Origin of the sequence: Microcoleus sp. Aus8_D2, from assembly GCF_036702665.1 — a bacterium.
Taxonomy (GTDB): Bacteria; Cyanobacteriota; Cyanobacteriia; order Cyanobacteriales; family Microcoleaceae; genus Microcoleus.
This window is the reverse complement of record NZ_JAUBUN010000002.1, coordinates 127,459-151,614: the sequence shown is the minus strand read 5'-3', so window position 1 is coordinate 151,614 and position 24,156 is coordinate 127,459. Positions and strand designations below refer to the sequence as shown.

Annotated in this window: 13 protein-coding genes and 2 pseudogenes; 9 read left to right on the top strand and 6 right to left on the bottom strand. The window is 46.4% G+C overall.

Going from position 1 to position 24,156, the window contains the following annotated elements; all coding sequences use genetic code 11:
- Window positions 1-32: 32 nt before the first annotated feature.
- From QUB64_RS02505 to QUB64_RS02490, 4 genes and pseudogenes are all read left to right on the top strand, one after another.
- Complete coding sequence (locus QUB64_RS02505; RefSeq protein ID WP_333266163.1) at window positions 33-1,220, top strand: tetratricopeptide repeat-containing serine protease family protein; 1,188 nt, start codon at window positions 33-35, stop codon at window positions 1,218-1,220.
- 87 nt (window positions 1,221-1,307) lie between these two features.
- Window positions 1,308-1,886 (top strand): annotated as a pseudogene (locus tag QUB64_RS02500) (Uma2 family endonuclease).
- A 155-nt stretch (window positions 1,887-2,041) separates the two neighbouring features.
- The gene (locus QUB64_RS02495; protein ID WP_333266161.1) at window positions 2,042-2,587 is read left to right on the top strand and encodes a restriction endonuclease subunit R; all 546 of its coding nucleotides are present in this window, start codon (window positions 2,042-2,044) and stop codon (window positions 2,585-2,587) included.
- A gap of 181 nt (window positions 2,588-2,768) precedes the next feature.
- A pseudogene (locus QUB64_RS02490) lies at window positions 2,769-4,333 on the top strand (IS1182 family transposase).
- A gap of 239 nt (window positions 4,334-4,572) precedes the next feature.
- Here QUB64_RS02490 and QUB64_RS02485 read toward each other — a convergent pair.
- Both QUB64_RS02485 and QUB64_RS02480 read right to left on the bottom strand, forming a co-directional pair.
- Entirely contained in the window at window positions 4,573-5,157 is a 585-nt protein-coding gene (locus QUB64_RS02485; RefSeq protein ID WP_333266159.1) for a YdeI/OmpD-associated family protein, read from the bottom strand.
- 191 nt (window positions 5,158-5,348) lie between these two features.
- Window positions 5,349-10,502, bottom strand: a complete 5,154-nt coding sequence (locus QUB64_RS02480) for a CHAT domain-containing protein (protein ID WP_333266157.1) — start codon at window positions 10,500-10,502, stop codon at window positions 5,349-5,351.
- Window positions 10,503-10,709: 207 nt separating this feature from the next.
- On the opposite strand from QUB64_RS02480, the gene coaE reads away from it, so the two are divergent.
- The 3 genes from coaE to QUB64_RS02465 all read left to right on the top strand — a co-directional run bounded on the left by coaE (window position 10,710) and on the right by QUB64_RS02465 (window position 12,503).
- Entirely contained in the window at window positions 10,710-11,420 is a 711-nt protein-coding gene (coaE, locus tag QUB64_RS02475; RefSeq protein WP_333266155.1) for a dephospho-CoA kinase, read from the top strand.
- A 471-nt stretch (window positions 11,421-11,891) separates the two neighbouring features.
- Window positions 11,892-12,095 carry a heterocyst-inhibiting protein PatX gene (gene patX / locus QUB64_RS02470; RefSeq protein ID WP_333266153.1) on the top strand — a complete coding sequence of 68 codons (204 nt, stop codon included), beginning with the start codon at window positions 11,892-11,894 and terminating at the stop codon, window positions 12,093-12,095.
- Window positions 12,096-12,272: 177 nt separating this feature from the next.
- Window positions 12,273-12,503: a hypothetical protein gene (locus tag QUB64_RS02465; protein ID WP_333266151.1), complete on the top strand. Its 231-nt coding sequence runs from the start codon at window positions 12,273-12,275 to the stop codon at window positions 12,501-12,503.
- A gap of 192 nt (window positions 12,504-12,695) precedes the next feature.
- Here the strand turns inward: QUB64_RS02465 and QUB64_RS02460 are convergent, their stop codons facing one another.
- Complete coding sequence (locus QUB64_RS02460; RefSeq protein WP_333266149.1) at window positions 12,696-13,475, bottom strand: PEP-CTERM sorting domain-containing protein; 780 nt, start codon at window positions 13,473-13,475, stop codon at window positions 12,696-12,698.
- A gap of 572 nt (window positions 13,476-14,047) precedes the next feature.
- Window positions 14,048-15,208 carry an RNA-guided endonuclease InsQ/TnpB family protein gene (locus QUB64_RS02455; RefSeq protein ID WP_333266147.1) on the bottom strand — a complete coding sequence of 387 codons (1,161 nt, stop codon included), beginning with the start codon at window positions 15,206-15,208 and terminating at the stop codon, window positions 14,048-14,050.
- 51 nt (window positions 15,209-15,259) lie between these two features.
- Between QUB64_RS02455 and tnpA the strand changes: the two genes are divergently transcribed.
- Window positions 15,260-15,661: an IS200/IS605 family transposase gene (gene tnpA / locus QUB64_RS02450; RefSeq protein ID WP_333266145.1), complete on the top strand. Its 402-nt coding sequence runs from the start codon at window positions 15,260-15,262 to the stop codon at window positions 15,659-15,661.
- A 178-nt stretch (window positions 15,662-15,839) separates the two neighbouring features.
- Here the strand turns inward: tnpA and QUB64_RS02445 are convergent, their stop codons facing one another.
- Window positions 15,840-17,246 carry a TldD/PmbA family protein gene (locus QUB64_RS02445; RefSeq protein ID WP_333266395.1) on the bottom strand — a complete coding sequence of 469 codons (1,407 nt, stop codon included), beginning with the start codon at window positions 17,244-17,246 and terminating at the stop codon, window positions 15,840-15,842.
- Between the two features lie 282 nt (window positions 17,247-17,528).
- Between QUB64_RS02445 and QUB64_RS02440 the strand changes: the two genes are divergently transcribed.
- A complete protein-coding gene (locus QUB64_RS02440) occupies window positions 17,529-19,097 on the top strand; it encodes a sensor histidine kinase (RefSeq protein ID WP_333266143.1) in 1,569 nt (522 codons plus the stop codon).
- 602 nt (window positions 19,098-19,699) lie between these two features.
- Here the strand turns inward: QUB64_RS02440 and QUB64_RS02435 are convergent.
- A complete protein-coding gene (locus QUB64_RS02435) occupies window positions 19,700-23,431 on the bottom strand; it encodes a PAS domain S-box protein (protein WP_333266140.1) in 3,732 nt (1,243 codons plus the stop codon).
- Window positions 23,432-24,156: the final 725 nt, after the last annotated feature.

Sequence of the window (24,156 nt, the reverse complement as noted above, 5' to 3'; positions counted from 1 at the left end):
TATCCCTACCCAACTACAAATTAGCAATCGCCATGAATATAAATTTTTCTCGTTATGACAGCTTAACCACCTTGCTAGCAGGAACCACCGCCGCCTTAACCATAGTCATCAGCCAACCCGCTCACGCCAAAACTCCCCAAGAAGTCGCCAGCATCGCCGGCCCGCTGACAGTCCAAATCAATAGTTCCCTAGGAGACGGTTCCGGCGTAATTATTGCCAAAAACGGCAAAACTTACACAGTTTTAACAGTCAACCACGTCGTAGAAAAAGCCGACGTGAAATACACCGTTCGCACCTCAGTGGGCAAAAACTATCAAGTAAGCAACGTCACCCGCCTGCAAACAGCCCCAACAGACCCGGATTTAGCAGTAGTCAAATTTGAAAGTCCCGAAGAATATCCCGTGGCGACGATCGCAGATTCCGACTTAGCCGTCATCGGCACTCAAATCTTCGTTTACGGCTATCCCGCTACCGGCGGACTGTTCGGCGCCGAACGAGAACCAGAACTCTCTCCCGGACTCGTTACCAGCCGCCCGCACAGCCGCCCAGAAGGTTATACTTTGCGGTATCAAGCCGTAACTTGGAGCGGTATGAGTGGCGGCCCAGTTTTTGACTCCGAAGGCCGAGTCATCGGTTTACACGGACAAGGGGAATTCGGTTTCGCCCAAACCAGTTCCGGGGAAGTCGCCCCGATTAAAACCGGATTTAATGCAGCAGTTCCCATTAATACATTTATCGCCAAGTTAGTGGCGGCCCGAATCAACAAATCCGAGTTGAAAGTAGACAATTCTCCCGCAACGGGTGTCCCGGTATCCACCGCCAATCCGCAAGACGCCCAAGCCTATTATTTTCGAGGGCTTTCGCGCTTAGATCGAGGAGATGCTTGGGAGGCGATCGCCGATTTCAAACAAGCACTCGCTTTCAAGCCCAACAACACCCCGGAATTGCATTTCAATATCGGTAATGCCCGCACTCTCATCAGCAGCATCGATACAACCCGCAGCCCAGACCTCCAAGACCCGATTCCAGCATACACGCTGGCGATCGCAGCCAATCCCGGTTTTGCCGATGCCTACTACAACCGAGCTTTAGCTTACCTGGTAAAACAAGACAAACCCAAAGCAATTGCCGACTTTCAAAAAGCAGCAGAACTTTACAAGCAAGGCGGCAGAACGAGTGCCTATCAAGACGCCCTCAACCGAATCAAACAATTGCAGTAGAATGAGAAATTAAGAATTAAGAATTAAAAATGAATCATCCCATTTTTAGTTCTTAATTAAGTCCCTATAAACAGCAGGTAAATAACAATGACTGCTCTCACATTAAATCTCAACTCCATTGTCAAACTCACTTCCGAACAGTTCTATCAACTGTGTGAAGAACACCCAGAATTGAAACTAGAACGCAACGCCAACGGAGAATTAATCGTCATGCCGCCAACCGGAGGAGAAACAGGCAAAAGCAACTCAAAATTTAACTTACAGATTGGACTTTGGAACGAACAAACAGAACTCGGTGAAGCCTTTGATTCCTCCACAGGATTTACTCTTCCCAATGGTGCAAACCGCTCTCCCGATGCGTCTTGGGTAGAAAAATCCCGCTCTTAAGCTTTGACACCTCAACAAAGAGAAAAATTCATCCCACTGTGTCCCGATTTTGCTGTGGAAATTCTCTCCCCGACGGACAGCCTGAAAAAGACTCAGGAAAAAATGCAAGAATATATAGAAAATGGCTGCCGTTTGGGTTGGCTGATTAACCGCAAAAAACGAGAAGTTGAAATTTATCGCCCCGGTGAAGAAGTGGAAGTTTTACAATCTCCTCTCACGCTTTCTGGGGAAAATGTTTTGCCGGGATTTGTTCTGAATTTGCAAAAAATTTGGAATTAGCAGAATTTAATTTATAATTATATAATCTTCGGTTTGATCGTTCGGACTTCAGTCCTCTGATTTTTATGCGGACTGAAGTCCTCACTACGAACCAATTTGATTGTAGAGAAATTTGATAAAATTGTAAATATCTATAAAATTAATGCTAGGGAATTATGGTTCAAACAATTCAAGCTAAAAATGTCACATTAGAAGAATTAAAAACACTTTTTAACCCGCAATTTGTCACAGACGACCAATTTTTTCGAGAATGGCAAGACGATTTGCCAGAAATCACCGACTTTCAACAACGACAGCTAGATCAGATTAAAGCGGGTTACTTCAACTTGCTTGAGTATCCGCCGATGCTGGAAAAAACCATCAGTTTGTCGATCGTGTCTCCGCTGTTATTTGCTGGCGAGTTTTACCTGCACCCATTTTACATTAAACCGGAAAAATCTGTCGAAATTTCGGAAGAAGAGGAAGGTGTTATCATTAAAGGCAGTCTCGACACTTTAGTTTTAAAAGACCAGTTGTGGCTGATGGTAATCGAATCGAAACTCGTTTCGTTTTCCATTTCCAGCGGGGCTAGCGCAAATCTTAGCTTATATGCTGGGAAATCCCAATCGCGATCGCCCGAGTTACGGCACGATCGCTACAGGTGGCAGTTTCATCTTTGTCAAATTAGTAAACGGAGAATCACCGCGATATGCCACATCTGATTTATTTGGAATTAGCAATCGCACCAATAATCTACATGATGTGCTCCGCATCCTCAAACGCTTGAGTCAAATAGCTGCTAGGGCGTCGGTTCAGTAAAAAGACTTGACAGAACTAGACAACTATGATATGTGAAGTAAGAACCCGGTTAAACTTTAACAAGCCTTTTTGAGAAGAAACCTTATGCGTCCTCCTCTATGGACTCCTCCTGTGGAACTATCAGCCTCAGAAGAGGTAATTATCAAGCGTATCAAAAGAGCCAAACTATTTACATTTCTCAGGCTCAATCGTCTCGATATATTTAATGATGAGTTCCAAGAAGAACTCGCTACAATGTTCAAAGACAGTACAGTTGGGTATAGTCCAGTACCCCCAGCACAACTTGCTTTGGCGACTATTCTTCAAGCGTACCTAGGAATTTCTGATGATGAAGTGATTGAAGAAATGCTGATGGATAAACGCTGGCAGTTAGTTTTGGATTGTTTGGAGTGCGAAAAAACTCCATTCTGTAAAGCCACCTTGGTGAGATTCAGAAAGGCTTTAATTAAAAAGGAACTTGACCAGCGTTTAATTGACAGGACTGTAGAAATCGCTAAAGAAAAAGGTGGATTTGGCTCATCTCAACTAAGAGTAGCATTAGATTCCTCTCCGTTATGGGGAACAGCTAAAGTAGAAGATACCTATAACCTATTGGGTCATGCTCTTCGTAAGGCCGTGAGTATGATAGCTGTCCAGCAGGGGAGGGGGCTGGCAGAAATTGCCCATGAATTAGGTACTTCAATTGTTAGTGGTTCCAGCTTAAAAACTGCATTAGACTTAAACTGGGATGAGCCAAAAGAGCGTCAAAACGCGCTTTCAATTATCTTAAACAGCTTAAATTACGTGGAGGAATGGATGCAATCCCAGTCTGAGCCTGATGAATTTGAAGTGGCACAATCGACTCTAGTTGTTGCCCGAGTCATTGAATCTCAAAATGTAACCTTAGACTCTCAAGGAGTTCCTATTCTCAGTAAAGGGGTGGCAAAAGACCGGCGCATTTCTATTGAAGATCCCGATATGCGACATGGAAGGAAAAGCAGCTCTCAGAAAATAAATGGATATAAACGCCACGTTCTCAAAGATTTAGATATAGGCGTAATTCTGGCTGTGGCTTTGACAAAAGCGAATACTCCCGAATCTGCTGCTACAGTTGACATTTCCAGAGACTTAAAATTCTCACATACTCAGCTATCTGAATTACATATTGACCGCGCTTACTTATCTAGTCATTGGGTCACGCCCGCGCTCGAAAAACTTAAAGATATTTTGTAAGGCGTGGCCGGTCAGAAATTTTGGCCGTTTTGATAAAAATGCTTTTGTTTTTGATTGGGAACATAATTTAATTAGCTGCCCCAATCAAGTAAGTATCCCTTTTGAACCGGGAAAAGTTGTTCACTTTCCTCAGTATGAATGTGCCATTTGTCCAAAGAGAGAAAGCTGCACGAACAGTCAAAAAGGACGGAGTGTATCGATTCATCCTGATGAATTGTTAATGCAAGAGCTACGTGCACGTCAATCCACTGCTATTGGTCGCGCTCAACTCAGACAACGCACTAGAGTTGAACACGCTCTTGCTCATATTGGTCATTGGCAGGGGAACCGTGCCCGTTATATTGGACTGCGTAAAAATCTCTTCGATCTGCGCTCCCGTGGCTGTTGTCCATAACCTTCATGTCATTGCTCGAATGGATCAGGTTCTGCTCTCCTGAACTCGGTGCAGAGTAGAACTTATTGACAAGCTAACTACATACACTCTGCTTTTTTGTCAACTCTTTTTACTGAACCGACGCCCTAGCAATTAGTCATTAGTCATACCATATCGTGTCCGGTCGATTAGCATCACAAAAAAGGTTCGTAGTACGGACTTCAGTCCGCTCTTTTCTCAGGACTCGCATTCCGAACGATCGAACCTTAGGTATTAGTCATTAGCAAGGTTGAGCAGACATCATCAGCGAATCAAGGGATTTTTGTTTTGTGCGGCTGCACATATCGTTTTCTCGATTCGGCTCAATCTCGTCTCTGGGCGTTTAGCACTTTGAATCCAAAATAGAATATTTTTTTTAGTTGTTTTGTTAAATCCTTCAAAGTTGCTGTTTGCCGTATCATCTGTTTCTAAAGCTTGTTTTAAGTCGGCTGGCACAACTAATGCTTCAATCAAATCTAAGCTCGTCCACGAGCCATCTTGTTTGGCTGCTATAATTTTTTCTAACCCAGCTTCCATCATCTTCCCTTCGGCGCTCAATTCTTCGATATATTGCTTGTTCAATTTTGACCAAACACTTTTGGGTTTTCGAGGCGTGAATATTTGTCGGTAACTCTCTGCATCTAAGGATTTGACTTTACTGTCAATCCAGCCAAAGCAAAGCGCTTCTTTGACAGCTTCGCTGTACTGCACGCTTGGTTTGCCACTTTTGATTTTGTAGTAAACCAGCCAAACTCCGATCGCATTTTGATAGTTTTGCTCCAACCATTGCCGCCAGCAAGCGCGATCGCTAGCATAAACTATGTCGAGTTGGTCTTCAAATTTCGGCATAACAGCAAAGAGATTTAAGCAAAACTATTGAATAGCTTAGACCATTTCTAAAAATCCTTGCTACAAGATTTGCATAGCCCGGGTGCGTCGCTGTGAGATTATCTATTTTTATTTAGGGATTTTGAATGGCGACGCACCCTACAGCTTCCCTCTTCCTTCTTCCCTCTTCCTTCTTCCTTCTTCCTTCTGAATTACCAAGGCGAACCGATCATAGTAAAAGCAGCCCAATAATAAGGATGCGACAAATTTCGATCGCCCCTGGCGGCCAACTCCGACGGCAAAGGCAGAGCTTGATTGTTGCCCGATCGCACCAAATAACCATTTTGCAACCGCACTTCTCCTCGCAACATCGCCAACTGCGCTTGCCGCAAAGCCTCAGCCTTAATCGGCGCCGTGCGCAACTGCTGGTAAAACTCAGTCATCAACCCCAAAGTTCCAGCATCTGACACATACCACAAACTCGCCAAAGCCGATTTTACCCCCGCGTGCACCGCTAACCCCGCAAACCCCAACTCAGCTTGTTCATCACCCACCGCCGTAGTGCACGCACTCAAAACCAACAACTCCACCTGCGGCTTGTTAGATAAATTCAACTTATCCAACTGATTCAACCGCAACTTAGTATCCCAAAACTGAATGTACGAATTCTGGGATCCCCCAGGCTGAAAATCGCCATGAGTAGCTAAATGAATAATTTTGTATTGAGGTTGATTGCGCTTTTCATTCAAATTTGCCAGAGTAAAACCTTCGTTGAGAAAAGACGAACCAGGCCAAATTTTGCCGACAATTGTCGATATTTCCAGCGGCACAGCAGGCAGAGGATTTTGATCGTATTTTTCGGGAAATTTCGACGCACCCATCGCCAAAACTTCCGAATCCTTAACATCGGCATAGCTAGTATCAGTCAAACTCAAACTAGGAATCAGCCCCAAACTGTATTTTTCTACTAAAAACTGCTTGCCGTCAAACAGAGCAGCCAAAGGCAAAGTTCGCAAACCTGCATCCATCGAAAACACCAAGGTGTCAATCTTGTTAGCTTCCAATTCCGGTTGCAGCGGTGCAATTAACCACTGGTAAAGTTCCTGGGCAGGTTCCTTGTAATCAGAACCAGTCAATGTCTTGGGAATTCTGATCGCATTCGTGAATTCTTTAGCAACTTGCAGCACAGTCTCGCGGCTTGCAGGCACGCTTTTAAACACACTTTTGCCGTCTGGTAATAACAACACCAGTTCTAAATGGTTCTCTTTCGCCCACACGTAAACGATCGCGGGTTTAACTCCCGTCAAGCGATTGACGCTGCTGAGAGTATCTCGGATACTTTGCTGGGTGATTGACTTTTGACCGAGATTGCCGCCAAAGTAACGTTCAAATTCCCGGCCCTGAACTCTCTCCCTTTGCTGCACTGCGTCGATCGGGCTTATTTGCATCGAACTCGATCGAGAAATTTCAGGAATCCTTAAATTCGCAACACTTTCTGCATTTCCACCACTCCCGGGCTTCTGTGCAGGTGCCACCGCGCTGCCGTTTTCTGTCGCAGCAGGCACGCCCAGATTCTCTTTTAACACCGGCCCAGAGATCGCCACCCCCCCCGTCGCAGTATCGCTCGACCGCGCCTCAACAGCCGCAGCAGCAGGTTCTGGCGAGACATTTGCGGTACTGGTCTTGGGTGCCGACGCTGGGGGGACGAGACTCACCTGAGTCAATATTTGTTGAGAATTGCCTGTTGTTTTTAGTTCCACCCTGCTAGTTGGTGCCGGACTCGGCACGATCGCCAACGGCCCTGCAGCAGTTGGGGAGGCGGCAGGGTTCGACTTCGAGTTTCCTGTCGCCACAGTCGTCGTCGCGGTGCAGGTTCCCGACGGGCAAGTGCTTTGCAGCAGAGTCAGCGAACCCGATCGCACCTGCCCGTCTGTAGAAATGCTAACGCTGGCGCGATCGGCACTCGTTCCCGTTCCCGCCGCCCGAAACGATCCTCCAGCCTGGATTGCCACATCGCCGCCCGTATTTCCACTAGCTTTGATCGAAACAACTTCAACATCTTTCTGCCCGGTAATCTTGCTCGAACCGGCACTTCCCGACTGCGAACTAGAATTGATCACCCCTGTCACGATCCTGCCCGGCGCCGCGATCGAGATATCTCCGCCACTTCTGGCACCAAAAGCATTGACATTGCCCGCTTCTACCGAACCAGCGCTGCGGATGTTGATATCGCCCCCCGCCCCATTTGCCGATCGAGATGAAACAACACCAGTAGTCACATTACCCTGACTGCTAGTGATGTTAATCCCCGCATTCGAGGTAACATCTCCAACAGCCACAGTACCGGCGAGCAGAGATATCGTGGCGTTATCAATTCCCGCGATCGCACCCGTTCCCACGATCGCACCACTGCCCAAAGGCGATCGCAGCGTCGTCGGGTCTTGAAAAGTCACCGCCGGGACTGGCGTTGAATTTGGCGCTGCGGTTGTCGGAGCAATCGCGAGCGAGCCGCTACCGTCAGCACGCCCGATCGCGATCGAACCAAACCCGTTCCGCAGCGAGTTCAATTCCGCAGCAGTCAAATCCAAAGCTTCAGTCTCAGCAGCACCGGCAATAGTAATATTTTGAGCCGGAGTTGCCGGTTGCAGCACCAGATTGCCGTTGCTGGCGATCGAATTATTGCCGCCTGTCAAATCTATTTCGTTACCTGTCAGAGTAATATTTCCCCCGGTTTGCGAGCCACCAGCTTCGATCGCGCCAACAGTAACTGCGCCGCGGCCAGTCAGCGTCACATTCCCCGCGCGATCGCCCCTAGTGTCGATCGTCCCAGTCGTCACCTTACCCTCAGCGGTAACGCTCACATCTCCCCCCTCCGAGCGCGGCAATTGCGAAGAATTGACAGCAGTGCTGATGCTGGGGGTAGTTCCAGTGTGTAGCTGACCGGTTGTGACATTCCCCGCTGTGCTGGCGATGCGAATTTCTTGATTGTTAGTAGTGATATTTCCGGTGCGGATATTGCCCTCAGCTTTCAGAGTAATTGAGGCATTGTCTGCCCCTGTCAGGGAACTTGTGGTGGTGATTGTTCCCAAACCCGCCGGCGATTGAATAATTAGCGGGTCATAAAATGTGAACTCGTTAGCAATCAGAATCGAACCAGTACCGTTGCGGAGGCCGATCGTAATTCCAGCAAACCCATTTTGCAAACTTTCGAGGTCGTTTGCTGTCAGATTCAAATAACTATTCGTGCCAACATCTCCAGAACCGCCGAGCGCAATATTTTGATCGGGGCTCCAAGGTTGCAGTACCAACAAGCCAGTGCCGCTGACCGAATTTTTGTCGCCTTTCAAATTAATTTCATTACCAGTCAAAGTAATATTTCCAGAACCCCCGGCGAGGGAGCTAACTCCCAGAACATTCCGAGCCGTCAAAGTTACATTTCCCGACGATTTAGAGCCGCTAGCATCAATTTTTTGGGCCGTGACATTCAGGCCTTCCAGCCAAATATTGCCGCTGCTGCCGGTGTTGGGATTCGATGCAGAAATATTGTTGGCAACAGTTGCTCCCGGACTAATCAAACTAATATTTCCGCCGTTGCTTGACAAATTGCCCGCCGTAATTTGACTTCCCGAAATGGATAGCGAGCCTCCGCCAGTGCTAAGTGTATCTCCAGAATTCATCGAAAAAACACCCGCACCATTGCGATCGGCATCTGCTCTCAATGTTACCGAACCAGTAGTTGCTTGAAAGCGCAACTGATTGTCCGCCAAATCAGCAATTTTAATATCATTGAGCGCTTCCAGAACCAGATTTGCCGACGCCGACATACTTTCCAAAGCTGTTCGGGAAATTGTCAGCGAAGGCTCAGAATTGTTTTGCTGTCCAGGTGGCGTGCCACTTGCCAAAATATTACTGTTAGCAATAACTGCCGCATCCCCCGCAGCTTCTTGGGAATCTGTAATTAAAATATTTTCCGGATCGAACAGCAAAGTCCCCAAACCGTTTGTCCCGGAAGTATCGACAGTACCGTTAAAAATCAATCTTTGCTTTCCCGAAACTTCCACCAACCCGCCAACACCGCTGCTGGAAGTTGCAGAAACGCCCGTCGCGCTGATGCTGCCCAAAAATGCTGTTGTGTTGTCCGCCCAGACAAAAACTCTGCCGCCGTTACCTGTGCCAGTTGCGTTGGCTGCGATCGAACTTTTGGCATCCACATAAGTCATTTTGGCATTCGGCAAAGTTCCCTCGCCGCGGTAATCTCCCCCGATCCGCACCGTGCCGCCGCCGTCCGGGCCCGAAGCCTCAATCTTCGCTCCCAACAGCCCTACCTTCTCGCCCAACACGTTCACAGTTCCACCCGCGCCCCCCCTGGCAGACACGTCCGCAGCACCCGATACCATAGCAGTTCCAGCACCTACCGGCACTGTTTGGCCGCCCGTCAGTACGACTTCACCTTGAGCGTTCGTAGTTATACCCGTAGCGCTAGCCACCCCCGGCCCCGAGAGCAGCCGAGGTAAACTCAGGGGAGAGAAGGGAAGAGCTGGCGAACCCGACACTCCCGCAGCCGGAGCCACTTCTAAACTCAGCAAAAGTCCGTTTTGACTCAACCGCACCAGATTTTCCCCCGGAACAGCCGCCACCGTAATTTGACCGCCGTTCGCTTCAAGTTGCCCGGTACTGATGACAGTACCGCCGAGCAAAGTCAAATTTTGCCCGGTGCCCACAGCCAAGTTACCGGCATTGACAATACTGCCGGACTGTGAACCAAAAGCAAAAGCATTCGGCGTTCCCACTAGGGCCGCGTAGTTATTCGCCCCCGTACCGTTGAACCAGCCGCTGTCAAAACCGATACCGCTAGCGGTGGTAGCCAAAAAAGACCCCGACACGTCGAGTCGGGCATTCGTACCGAAAATAATCCCTGCGGGGTTCATCAAGTACAAGTTAGAATTGCCACCGCTAACTTGAATTAAACCGTTAATTAAGGAAGCGTCGCCGCCGACAACGCGGCCGAGGATATTTTTAATGGTTGGGTTGGAGATGAAATTAGCAGTTTCGCCAGAATTCAGACCGAATCGAGTAAAACTGTGGAACAGATTTGCTCCGTCTCTGGAGGGTGTGCCGCCTTTAATGTCGTAGCGAGGGGGCAGCCCTGTACCGGGGCCGGGGGCGGTGACGGTGGTTCCGGCGCCGTCTGATGCTGGAGTAATCGATTGTGCTTTCACAATTTGAGATTCGGGATAAATTGCTACAATCACCCATCCGCTGCTATCTTCTTTGAGGAAAACCAGGTTGGGAGAAAAATCTAATATCCAAAATCCAGCAATGGGAATTGCTGCCAGAATCGATCGCACAGCACGTTGAGCATTCATAAGTTTGCCTCGATCTAGACCTGAATTCGAGTTTTCAATGGAGATTTTAGGTAAAAAATAGTCGATCGCACCCCAAGCCTGACAATTCCTAACGCTAACTCTCGATCGCAAATTTCAAATTTTAAGTCTAATTTTGATTGTGTGACCAACATAGCAAACACTGACAGTAAGTGTCGAAACACAGTTCCGTTTAAAAGGGAGAAAATTATGAGCGATCGAATTGTCCGTCTGATCGGTTTAACTGGGGGCATCGCCACCGGAAAAACCGCCATATCTAATTATCTAGCAGATACCTGTGGATTTCCGATTTTAGATGCCGATATCTACGCCCGCGAAGCAGTGCACCCAGGTTCGCCAATACTGGACTCTATTGTAGAACGATACGGCGCCGTTATTTTGCTCCCCGACGGCAATTTAAATCGGCCCGAGTTGGGAAATATTATTTTTTGTAACCCAGCCGAACGGCAGTGGTTGGAACAACAGATTCACCCTTACGTGCGCCGCCGCTTAGTTGAAGCAACTCAAACCCACATTGCTGCATTTAGTCCTGTATCGCAGGACACAGATGACTTAGGTACAAAAACTCAAGAAAAACGAAGTATTGTTCAAAAAAATCCCGGTTTCTGCGCCCCGACTGACACCTTGACTTTGGTTTTGGTAGTGCCGCTGCTGTTTGAAGCTAACATGACTGACTTGTGTACCGAAATTTGGGTGGTGTACTGTTCTCCCGAAGTGCAGTTAGAACGGCTGATGCACCGAGACGGCTTGAGTTACGATCGAGCTAATGCCCGGATTAACACTCAGTTGCCAATCGCTCAAAAGTGTCAAAAAGCTGATTTTGTTTTAGACAACTCTTCAACCCTCGACTCGCTATTCCTACAGATAGATGCGCACATCAGTCATCGATTTAGCCTTTGAGATTTGAGATTTGAGATTTACTCCGGGATCTCGGTTGAAAAACCCGGTTTAAGGAATTGCATTCATCATAATATTTATATGTAGGGTATTAATGGTGCGCCCGGTACTCTACTTTTGTATCTTTAATCCGAAGGTCGAGTCGGAATATCACTAAATTATGAATTTAATCTGAAGACTCGTGAAAATTTACAATTTGCGGTTTTCGTGACCTGCTTTGAAGAGCGTTAAAAGCAGATTTCAGGGGGTAAATTCTGCTGGTTTCCCTTGAGAGGCAGGCAACTCGAACTTACGAGCTTCACAGGGAGCTAGATGATGGGTGTCACCCCCTTGCGACGCTAACTCAAAAAAATTGCCGTTGCCGTCAATTACTCATTGATGATTTCGCCACAATTCAAATTTTTTATCTTTTTTTACCCTGATAGCAGAGTACAGGCTGCGTATCAAGAAGTGGAAAATACGACACAGAACTCTATGATGCGCCTTTACTCTTCTATCTTGATCTCAAGCCTGTTACTGAGCGGCATTGCAGTTAAGGCTCAAAGCTTTGAAACTCGATCGACCTTTTTCTCTCAGGACAACTCTGCTCCCGAAATTATTACCGCTTTAGCCGACACTCAGATATTTTACGCAGATAACGATCAAAATGACCCGCCCGAACGAGGCGGCGGAAGATAAATGCAAAAAACGGATATTTTTACCAAAAAGAAGCGCAGAATACAGAATTATTATTTTTGTAATTTTAGCTTCTTTTTTTTTTGGATAAAGAGGGATTTCAGCATTTATCAAAATAAAAATTAACCGCAATTAGTTCCGGATCTGCAAAACTAAAGTATGTATCGGGGAGGAGAAACTTTGACCGAAAACTCCACCATGTACAGTCTGATGCAATGTGTATTGTTAAGCACACTATTGGCGAGCGCCATAGCTGTTCCTCAAAAACCAGATCGCAGTTCAATATCGGAAAATCAGTTGACTGCATCTCAACAAATGTTACTAGCTAAAAAAAGCGGTAGCAAACCAGAAGGTTGTAGCAGCTCCCCGACTCCGGGGTGTTCTCGCCGCGATCGCGTTACTGATATGTAGGATTCAATCTCGGAATGCTAACACAAATCAAGGATTAAGATGCCGATCGTCTCCAAATGCACAGTTGTAGTAAAGCGGGTAAAAATAAAAGGGAAAGCCCAAGTATTAATCTTGTAACTTACCCTTTATTTTTGATATTTTTAGGCTTGAATCTTTACCGCTACAATTACTTGAGTACAGGGTATGCTGTTTTTATGGTCGCTGACGTTTGTACCGCGATCGCGCCGAGCCGAGAATTCCCATTCCCAACAGAGAACCCAGCACAGTCGCAGGTTCCGGTACAGCGGCTGAGGCAGCTCCACCAATCCAGCCATTTACTCCCGCCACATTCTTACTGAAAGTGCCCGCTCCTGTGGCCGTATTAATCGCAATTTGTTTTCCGCCAGTGTATCCGTATAAAGTTCCTCGATCGAATAGCAAGCCATAAACTTTATCGAAGCCAATATTACCTATCTTAGTCGCAGAACCGTCGAGAGGGATCGACCACAAACTATCACCGTCTGAGGTCGCCAGAAATCGCTTCTTAGTCAAATCGTATGCTATGTCGCCACTGCTGCTGAAATTGGCGATATTCTTGATTAGCCTTGCAGCACCAGTTAGGGTATTAACTCTGTAGAAACCAGAATATCCTGTTCCGTAAAGCTCGTTATCCATAGCAAACCCCAAACCATTGATAACAGCTCCGAAGCTGCCGATATTTGAGAATGTGCCTAATGCTGGATTTATGCCGACTAAATTGTAAAAGTCACTCCCGAAAAGCCGATTGTCATTCGACAAAGCTATATCAGCCATAAATGAACCCCTGGCCACCTCTGTAAATGCCCCTGTTGAGGTATTGATTACTCCGACTTGTCCACTTTGGGTAGAAATGAAATTCAGCCCCGCTGTTGCCGCTTCCCCAGTACCTAGTGCGATCGCTGCTGCACTAAAAGTTGCGATCGATAACTTTTGCATGAATGTTGAAGTACCCATGACTATCATTTATCCTCAAATTAAGGTGAATATTTGCGGTGCAAACATTCTTATAAATGCTGTAATTTGCAGCTTTAAAATATTGGCGCGCCGCAAAACAGCAACAACTCCTCGATCAATACAAGTTTCAAGTTTATTTAAAAATAAACTATTTTGGAGTTATTTAAGAGTTGTTGACGATCTAAGATTGACATATTCCCGCAGTAAATATCAATACTTGATCAGCGATATTTACTAATTTTTTTGTTTGAATAATACTTAACACTGTAAAAATACTTAAATTCAGCCAAAACAGAAGTGTCCAGCAAGGTATAAACCTTAGTCCAGGACGCCCAAACTCTATCTGTAGGCGTGCACTCCGCACCTAACCGCTACTAATAGCGTCACCAAGCAATTTTGACATCCAAGACTTTACGTAATCACACGTAAGGATTGAGACCAGACTTTATGAAATTTTGGTAAAGCTCGAGACATAGCTCGATACCTGCACAAACTCTCGTTCGCCGTTGATGTCAAAAGTAATCTGCTGACTGTCATTGAAATACTCCCCGGCAATCAGGCGCGGGGATTCTTCACGCTTCATCGACAGATACTACCGAAGTAGTTTTACTCCGTCTCGACGTGCATTTAGAGTCGTGGCGATTCCCCATCCCGACTTTGTTTATGTTTTTTGCTGCATTTTCGTCGCGGTCGTGCGTTGCCCTACAATTTACGCACTGCACCGACCGCACTTTTAAATCTAGTTTACCCCATCTATACCCACACTTGGAACATACTTGGCTAGTCGGTTCCCAACGACTAATTACTACGAATTCTCTCCCATATTTGACGGATTTGCCCTCGCAAAATACTCTGAACTGTCGCCAACCTTGAAAGCTAATGGCCCTAGAAAGCTTGCGGTTCTTGAGCATTCCCGACACATTTAAATCTTCTAAGATAATGGCTTGGTTTTCGCTCACCACTTTGGTTGATAGCTTGTGCAGGAAGTCTTGGCGCGTGTCCGCAATCTTGTTGTGCGTTCTAGCTATTTTGATTCGGGTCTTGTTCCGACGTTTGGAGTCTTTTTCTTGTCGGGCTAGTTGGCGCTGCAACTTCCTGACTTTGCGGTCAAGTTTCGCGTAGCTCGGACTTTCAGTTTTCGTGCCATCACTCATGAAGGCAAAAGTTTTAATCCCTAAATCAATACCGATGCTTGGATTTTTAGCTTCTATACTGACGGGTTCTATATCAACTACGAAGCTCAGAAAGTAACGGTTGGCACAGTCTTTGATGATTGTTACCGAGCTGGGTTCAGATGGCAGTTGTCTCGACCAAATTGGTTCGACACTACCGATCTTAGCTAGATAGACGCATTCACCTTTAATAGAAAAACCGCCACGAGTTAATCTAGCAGATTGTTGGTTGGTTTTCTTCTTGAATCTAGGAGTACCCACTTTCTTGCCTTTCCGTTTCCCCTTTAGAGAATCAAAAAAGTTTTTATAGGCAACTCCTAAATCGGCGATGGACTGCTGCAAAGGTATTGCCGAAACTTCGGACAACCAATGTCGCTCTTTAGTCTTTTTTGCTTGAGTGATGAGCAGCTTTTGTAGGTCTCCATTGCTGGGAAACTTGGAAGAAGCCTTGCACAAAGCCAATGCATCATTCCAGACTACTCGCACACAACCAAACAACTGAGCCAAGCTCTGTCGCTGTTGGTCGGCTGGGTAGAATCGGTACTGGTATCTGGCTTTCATACTCTGTGCTATAGTTGGTCTGTTAATCTATTATATATTGGTCTACCTAAAATGACAACCAATTTCAGGAAAGAAAGGCATAGTGTTACAGATTTAAAGATTCACTTGGTCTGCGTGACTAAATATCGTAGGTCGGTGTTTAACGCTGAAAGCCTTGCGACGATCGAGAAGTCTTTTAGGGCTGTAGCAGAAAAGATGAACTTTCAGATCCAAGAATTCAATGGAGAGTCCGACCACGTACACGCTTTAATTGAATATCCACCAAAGCTATCTATCTCTGCAATAGTGAATGCACTCAAAGGAGTGTCGAGTAGGAAGTACGGACAAGAAGGCTTTGATAAACCCTATGGAAGAGAAGCTTTGTGGAGTCCGAGCTATTTTGCTGCTTCAGTAGGAGGCGCACCGCTGGAAGTTCTTAGGCGCTATATTCAGAATCAAGAAAAGCCGTCTTGAAAGACGGGGCTTTAAACCCATTTCTTTGGTAAATAAATCAGAACAGGCCCGAAAGCCTGTTCCACCAATAAATCAGAACAGGCTTTTCGGCCTGTTCCACAAAGAGTTTTTTTTGTCGAACGGGCCAGAAAGCCCGTTCCTAAACTGATGCTCGATCTGAATTCAACCAAACTTGATATCAATCCTCATCCGCAGCTTCGCCACCAACCACGACATCGCGAATCCGCAAACTCGGGCCGCCGCAGCCCACGGGTAAACCGCTTTGTCCTCCCTTACCGCAGCCGCCGGATTCATCCCAATAGAAATCGTCGCCGATCGCCTCAATATCCGCTAAAGTGCTGAAAACATTACCCGAAAGAGTCACATCCCGTACCGGATTGTCGAGTTTGCCATCGCGGATCATCCAAGCTTCGCCAGCGCTGAAAGTAAACATTTCGCCGTTAGTCATGCCGCCTTGCCAATTGCGCGCATAAACTCCTTCTTTGATACCAGAAAATAAATCAGGCACCGGTGTATCGCCCCGTTCGATCCAAGTATTCGTCATGCGGACGATCGGCGGATAGTGATAATTTAAACAACGAGCGTTACCAGTAGGCGTTTCTCCCAACTTTCCCGCAGTTTCCCGCGAGTGCAGCCGCCCGACTAAAGCGCCGTCTTTAATTAACTGAGTCGTAGTCGCCGGAGTTCCTTCATCGTCGTAGAAATAGCTGCCGCGGTGTCCCTGTGGCGCAGCACCGTCGAAAATTTGCAAGTTTTTCGGCCCGAACTGGCGGCCGAGGGTCATAATTTCCAGAATGTCGGGATTTTCGTAGGCCATGTCAGCTTCGGAAAGGTGTCCGAAGGCTTCGTGGACGAATAATCCGCTGAGTATTGGGTCAATGACGACGGTGTAAGTGTTGCCTTGGACGGGGGGCAAGGCTAGGGAGTCTACGGCGCGCTGGGCGGCGCTGCGAACTTGGGTGTCAAGTTCGGTTAAATCTTCGTAAGCTTTCCGCGAACCGGTGGTTTCGCGGCCTGTTTGTACGGTTTCCCCGCTGCGGGCTGTGGCGGCAAACCGCATTTCCATATCCGCCCAGCCTTGTTCGAGCATGGTGCCTTCGGAGGTGGCGAGGATCGTGCGCTGGGTGCTGTCGCCGTAACGCACGGAGATGGTGGCAATGCGGGGGTCTATGCTGCGCAAAATGGCTGCGTAGCGATCGCACAATTGCTTCTTGTCAATCAGCGGCACCAGACGCGGGTCTGTTCCTGTCAAAGGCAGGAAGCAATTGTCCTGTACTGGCGTAACTGCGGCCAGAATCGTTTCTTCTTCGCCGATCAGTTTGGCCGCGGCGATGGCTTCTTCGATTCTTTCGGCGAGGGTGGAAAGTCGGTTAAAACTGGCAAAGCCCCAGCCGCCTTTGTGACAAGCTCGGACTTGGCCTCCGATTGAGACTCCTTCGCTGAGGGTTTCAATTTTTTCGCCCCGCAGCAGGATGTCGGTTCCTTCGGCTTCTTCGAGTCGAATTGCTAGATAATCTACTTGGTTGCGGTAGCGTGCCATTAAGTCTGACAGCAGATTTTTCGAGTCGGCGATCGAGGTGGGCATAAGCAAAGCACGGTGTTTAACTGCTTTCATTTTGCACTTTTGTCAGGGCGATCGGGTTGGTTCGTCAAAAATATTGCCCGAAGCGCGGAGATTGCGACTTATTTGTACGGTTCTGCCAATATGGATAGTTGACAAATGTGGATATCCTGTGAGTTAGGAGCAAGGCGCAAGAAATTAGGCGGGATTTTTGGGTTCTGCTGGTGCTTGAATTCTTACTCCTGAACATTCCTATACATAAATACTTTATCCTTCATGCCTAGTGAAGGTGGGTTTATAACTACTGTGAATACTTACTTTCTACCGACAATCAGCGAAATTTTAGCCTCCGAGGCCCTAGAAAATGACCTCAGTATCTTTGACGTGAAGTTGGCTGGAGAAAACAGTCGCCCGAAGTGTCCTGGAAGTCGTGTGGCTTCCCGGCTGAAAGCTGAACAGGAATGGTACGGCGCGATCGCCACTTTGAATCAAATGCTGGCGAAGCAAAAACATTGTCTCTCCCCAAATCCTCATTCCTGTCAGGGATTGGTTTTGTCCGGGCCGTCTTCGGTTTTGACTGACCCCGCTGTGGCTTCGGGCTTTGCTAATTGGATTTTTACCAGTATTCCCGACAACGATGCAGCTTTGTGGTCATTTCGTGCTAGACAAACTTTAGCTTTGCTACCGTCGGCGCAGGAGCAAATATCTGCGCCTGCTGCTGCGCCTGCGCTGGCTTTGGCGATCGGCGATCCTTTAGCGAACGAGCAGTTTTGTGTGGTTTTAACTGCTAGTTTTAGTCTGGTGATGGTTTTGGGTGAAAATGCTGCGGGTCTTCCAGCTTTTCAATTTTCTTTCGACCCGCAAGTAGTCGCCAAAGCTTGGGAAGTTTTGCGGCGCCGGGTAACTGAAAGCGACAGTTTGCTTACCAATTCTGACGGCTGTCTCAATTTACCAGTTAGCCAATTAACTCATAATTCTACTAAATTAGATGCGCTGTTCCAGCAGTTTTCGCCTGTTGTTCCCAACTATCAAACAGTCATGCAGTTCAGCCGCTTGCTGTTGCATAATTTGCCAGTTGGGAAAGAGGAAGCAGGTAGGGTAAAGGATGAAAGAGTTGATGATAGTTTGAAAGGCCGCCAAGATATCAAGTGCAAGTCTGCAATTCCTCACGCTACTAAGGAGGTGGAATTGTTGCAGGCGATCGCCCACGAAGTCCGCACTCCCTTAGCTACCATCCGCACCCTGACTCGATTGCTGCTGAAACGCCCCAAACTCGATGCAGTGGTGGTGAAGCGCTTGGAAACCATCGATGCTGAGTGCACCGCTCAGATCGATCGCTTCGGTTTAATTTTCCGCGCCGTGGAAATGGAAATGTCGCAAGCTAAAAATTCCGCATTGCAGCTAACAGCAATGTCCCTGGGCGAAGTGCTGCAAAATAGCATTCCCCGCTGGCAAAAACAGGCGATTCAGCGCAACCACACTTTAGAAGTGATTGTGCCGCAAAAATTGCCGGCGGTAGTCAGCGATCCGACGATGTTGGATCAGGTTTTAACTAATTTGATTGAGAATTTTACTCGCACTTTGCGATCGGGGAGTCGCATTCAGGTAGAGGTGACTTTGGCGGGCGATCAGTTAAAGTTGCAGTTGGAATCGGAACATTTATCTGAAGGTAATGGCGAATCGACTTTTGCGGCGGCGGCGAATGCTCCTTTGCGATCGATCGGGCCTTTGCTCATGGTGCAGCCGGAGACGGGAAGTTTGAGCTTAAATTTGAGCGTGACTAAGAATTTATTTCGAGCTGCTGGCGGGAAGTTGGTAATTCGCCAGCGCCCAGAAAAGGGTGAAGTGATGACCGTATTTTTGCCGCTGCAATAGTCATATTACACCCGCTAGAACACAACAAAATAGGTTCGTAGTGAGGACTTTAGTCCGCATCCATTCCAGGACTCGCATTCCTCACAATCGAACCAATTTTATTACCAAATCAAAAAGTTCGTAGTGAGGACTTTAGTCCGCATCCATTCCAGGACTCGCATTCCTCACGATCGAACCAATTTTAGTAGAATCGTTCGACCAGACATGATACGATAGATATCTTGCAAAAGTCCTTTTAATCAAATTTGGGGACTGGCTCTCCGGCCCATCCCACAAAAGAAAAAATTTTTGTGGGATGGGCCGGAGAGCCAGTCCCAGGTATTTTTGCAAGAGGTTTACTGAAGGATTTTTGACGAATTTCTCAAGCCAACCATATTGCGGTAGGGGTGGGTTTAGAGAATAATTCATGAAATAATTGACTGTATCAAGGCAAAACCCACCCTCTTAAGTAAACCGTATTACGACATGATAGGATAGCAAATCCTAGTTATTCATCCCGTTATGAATGTAAGGTGCGTCGCTCCCTTAATCCTCGTTTATAGCGAGAATTATTCATAGCGACGCACCCTACCTCTAATGACCAATAACTAATGACCAAATTCTTACATCAATCCTTGGATTGACAAAGTAATCGTAAACTCAGCCCCCTCTCCCGGATTAGAAAAACACTGCAAATGACCCCGATGATTTTCCGTCACAATTTGATAGCTAGTTGCTAAACCCATACCCGTACCTTTACCCACAGGTTTAGTTGTAAAAAATGGATTAAAGATTTTTTCTTGAACTTGAAAACTCATCCCGCAACCATTATCCTGAATGGAGATCGCAACCTGATTTTCGGCAGTGAGAGAAGTGGTAATCGCAATCCTACCAATATAATCTAATTTTTCCCTAGGGTCTAGGCTCGATCGCTGTTGTTCGATCGCATCAATAGCATTGACTAACAAATTCATAAATACCTGATTCAATAAACCACCATAACATTTAACAAGAGGTAAGTCACCGTAATTCTTGGTGAGATGAATCTCTGGTTTTCCCGCGCGACCATTCAATCTATTTTGGAGAATGACCAAGGTACTCTCGATATTTTCGTGAATTTCTATTTGTTTTAAATCGGCTTCATCCAAACGCGAGAATGTCCGTAGAGACTTAACAATATCACTGATGCGTGTGGCTCCTGTTTTCATCGATTTCAGCAATCTTTCAAAATCACTTGCGAGATAATCAAGGTCAATATTTTCAATAAAACCAGAAATCTCTTGGGGTGGACTGGGATAATGATTTTGGTAAAGATGAATTAGCTCAATTAAGTCACTGGCATAATCAGCGGCTGGTTTAATGTTGCCATAAATAAAGCTCACGGGGTTATTGATTTCATGGGCAATTCCCGCTACCAACTGCCCCAAACTAGACATTTTTTCTGCTTGAATTAATTGAGTTTGGGTGTTTTGCAATTTTTTGATGGTTGCTGCTAATTCTTCAGATTGTAGCCGCAGTTGAATTTCTGATTGACGTACTGCTGATTCTGCCTCGATCCGCTCCATTTCTGCACCCGCACGGGTGGCAAATATTCTCAGGATAGCTGACTGCATTTCTAAATCTTGCAGCATCGGTTTAGTGTCGAAAATAGCGATTATTCCCAATTGATTGCCAGCAGCATCTACAATCCGCAAACCAGCATAGCTCTCAGCTTGGAGGGCGGCTAATTTATCATTATCAGGAAAGAAGGACTGCACAGCTTGTGTGTATCGACATACGTTAATGTGATCGTCAGCATTATGACAGGGTGTACCTGCTAAATTGTAAGTAAAGTTATCGCCAAAGTCGTCTCCTGTCCAAAATGCTAGACTTCTCGCGCTTGTTTTTTCTGAGTCAACAAATTCAACGATCGCAGCATGACGCACTTCTAATACTTGGGCCAGATATTGGACGCAACTTTTGAAAAATTCTTCGCCTGTTTTCGCCGCCGTACCTTCGACTATTAAGCGGAGAGCTTGTTCTTGACGTTTGCGAGCGGTGATATCTCTTGCTACCCAAACCACTCGATCTTCAGACATGGGAGAAATCCTGGCATCAAACCAGACTAACCTATCGCCTATGGGTAATGAGTATTCTAAGTGCGTTAGGGAGCGATCGATAATGGCTTGGCGAACAGTGTCGAGGAACAAATCTGCTACATCTTGGGGAAGAAATTCGTGCATTTTTTTGCCTAAAAGTTCATCTGAAGGTTTGTACAAATCGGGAGCAGAAGTGGGAGCAATTTTTAGATAGCGTCCCTCGGAATTCAAAACAATAATCACATCCTGCATGGCGTTAAATAGTGCCATTAATTCTGCTTGAGAGGCGGCTAACTCTATTTCGGCTTGTTTGCGATCGGTAATATCCCGTGCTGCTGCATAAATCAAATCTCCACAAGGAGCAGCACGCCATTCAATATATCGATAAGTGCCATCTTTGGCACGATAGCGGTTAATGAATTCGGGAAGTGCTTTCTGTTCCCTCAAATCACACATCGTCTCTAAGGTTGAGGCGATATCGTCGGGATGAACAAAATCTAGAAATATTTGACCTTCTAATTCTTGAATGCTGTAGCCGAGACTGTTTTCCCAAGCACGATTCAGGCGGCGAAAGCGACCGCTGACATCGGCAATGCAGAGCAGATCGAGAGCAACGGTAAAAAACTGCTCTAGTTCTAATTCGGCGGTTTTGCGATCGCTAATATCGCAATTAGTGCCAATAAACCGCAAAGGTTGACCATTTTTGTCCCAATCAGTCACCTGACCGCGAGCTAAAATCCATTTATAAGTACCATCTTGACAGCGCAGGCGATGTTCGTTGCGATAATTAGACTTTTCACCATTCAGGTGCTGAGCAATATCTTCATAGCATTGGGATAGATCGTCGGGATGCAGCCGACTATTCCACTCTTCTAAAGTATTGGTGATTTCGTCTTCGGCGCAGCCCAGCATCGCTTTCCACTGCCGAGAAAAAATCACTTCCTCTGTTTTGATGTTCCAATCCCAAGTGCCATCTCCGGCTCCTTCTATGGCTAACTGCCAGCGACTGTTACTTTCTTCTAAAGCGATTTGTGCTTGTTTGGTGTGGTGGATGTAACGCGCTATCCCCAAACAGGCAATAATTTGCCCGTTTTCATCTTTTAGGGCTGAGACATTTGAGGAGTGCCAGTGATATTTGCCATCGCGATGCAAAACTCGATATTCTAGCCCTCGCACTGGTTCGCCTCGGACACAGCGATGAAAAGCAGCCTTACAATTTAGTAAATCTTCGGGGTAAATTAAAAAACTAAAAGATTTGTCTAGCAATTCTGCTAACTCATATCCCATCATTTCTTTGAATTGGGGATTGACATAGCTGAAGGTGGAATCGGGATTGATGATATAAACTAGATCGTTGATATTTTCAATGATGCTGCGGAATTTATTTTCACTTTGGCGCAGGGCGATTTCTGCGGCTTTGATTTCTGTGATGTTTTGAATATAGCCATACCAATTTATACTGCCATCTGATTCTTGCTGAGGTGTAGAATGACCGAGCAACCACAGCAATCTGCCACTAGGCAAACAAACTCGATGTTCGCAATACCAAGGTGTGAGGTTTTCGGCGGATTCAATAATGGATTGATTGACGCGAACGACATCATCAGCATGGACAAAATTAAAAATTTGAGTCGCATTCTCGCGTACTTGTTCTCTGGAAACGCCATAAATATCTGGCATCCCATCGCTGGCGTAGGGTAAATGAGCAGTTCCATCAGGCCGGAGACAAAACTGATAAATAAAACCGGGGATGTGATGGGCAATTTGCTTGAGGCGATAATCATCGGGAGGAGCAGCGAGACTAACAGGCTCAATCCCCGCCTCCCGTAATTGATTGTGGGCTTGTTGGAGTTGGTCTTTGAGTTCTTGGACTTGTATTTCTACCAGTTTGCGTTCGGTAATATCTCGCATTACTGACAGATGGCGATGGGGTAAAAAGTTTGCCTTCGTGGCGTATTCCACTACGCGGAGCTGCCCATCAGCCCGCACTAAGCTCAACTCACCTCGCATTTTTTCTTGTTGCTGAAATTGTTGCCATGCTGCTTGGAAATTCAAATCTGGTTCTGTAAACTCCAGGATGCAGCGTCCCAGCAGTTTCTCTCTCTCTAGCCCAAATAATTCACAGGCGGCGGGGTTGACATCTATGTAACGCCCTTGGCTATCGGAGAGCGCGATCGCATCTAGGGTTGTTTCAAAAAGTGTCCGTAATTGCCTGTCTCTTAGAGATAACAACAGGTCATGGTCTTCAGATTTATGATTGTCTAAGGATTGGGACATAATTGTTCAGTAAATCTACTTAATTCAACGTCTAATCAGGATCGCGCTCAAGCTTGCTGTGTATGTCTTATGCCATCTTTTTACCTTGAAGGATTTGTCAGCCAGCGTAGTAGAAGGAAGCCGACTTGTCCGCTCGTGTAGCCGAAGGAAAGGCTTTCTTCCTTCTTTTTACCAGAAAAAATCGGTTGAAAGCCGGAACCCTTAAAGGCGAGAAATTAAAATCAGACGATTCATTACTCCAATCGTCTTCCTTCTAGGTAGAGGTCGCCCTCAACTGTCCCAGGTCCCAGGTCCCAGGTCAACTGAACTTGAGCGACTTGTACGGCGTAGTAGAAGGAAGCCTTTTATGCCTTCTTCCTTCTACTTAGGATCGCGAATTAAATAATTTACACAAGTTTGTGGGGTGTCGGACCCTTTCTGCCCTTTCTGGACGGGATCCCCCGCCCGTCCCACAAGAACCATCACGCATTGTAAGTTATTTAATTCTCATTCCTTAAGGGTGTACTTGAGAATTTCAATTAAAAAAAAATATAATAATTAAATAATTCTGACTGTTTTTGATTCCCAACGGTAGAATGAGGGTTCCAGGGCAATATGCCTGCCGGAGACAACGCTGACTACAAACTCAAAAGGTAAGTTTATCTATACGGACTCGCGAGTTCAGAAACCCGGTTTATTCCTATATTTCTGCTTAATTAAGGCAAAAATGGTATAAACCTGGTTTC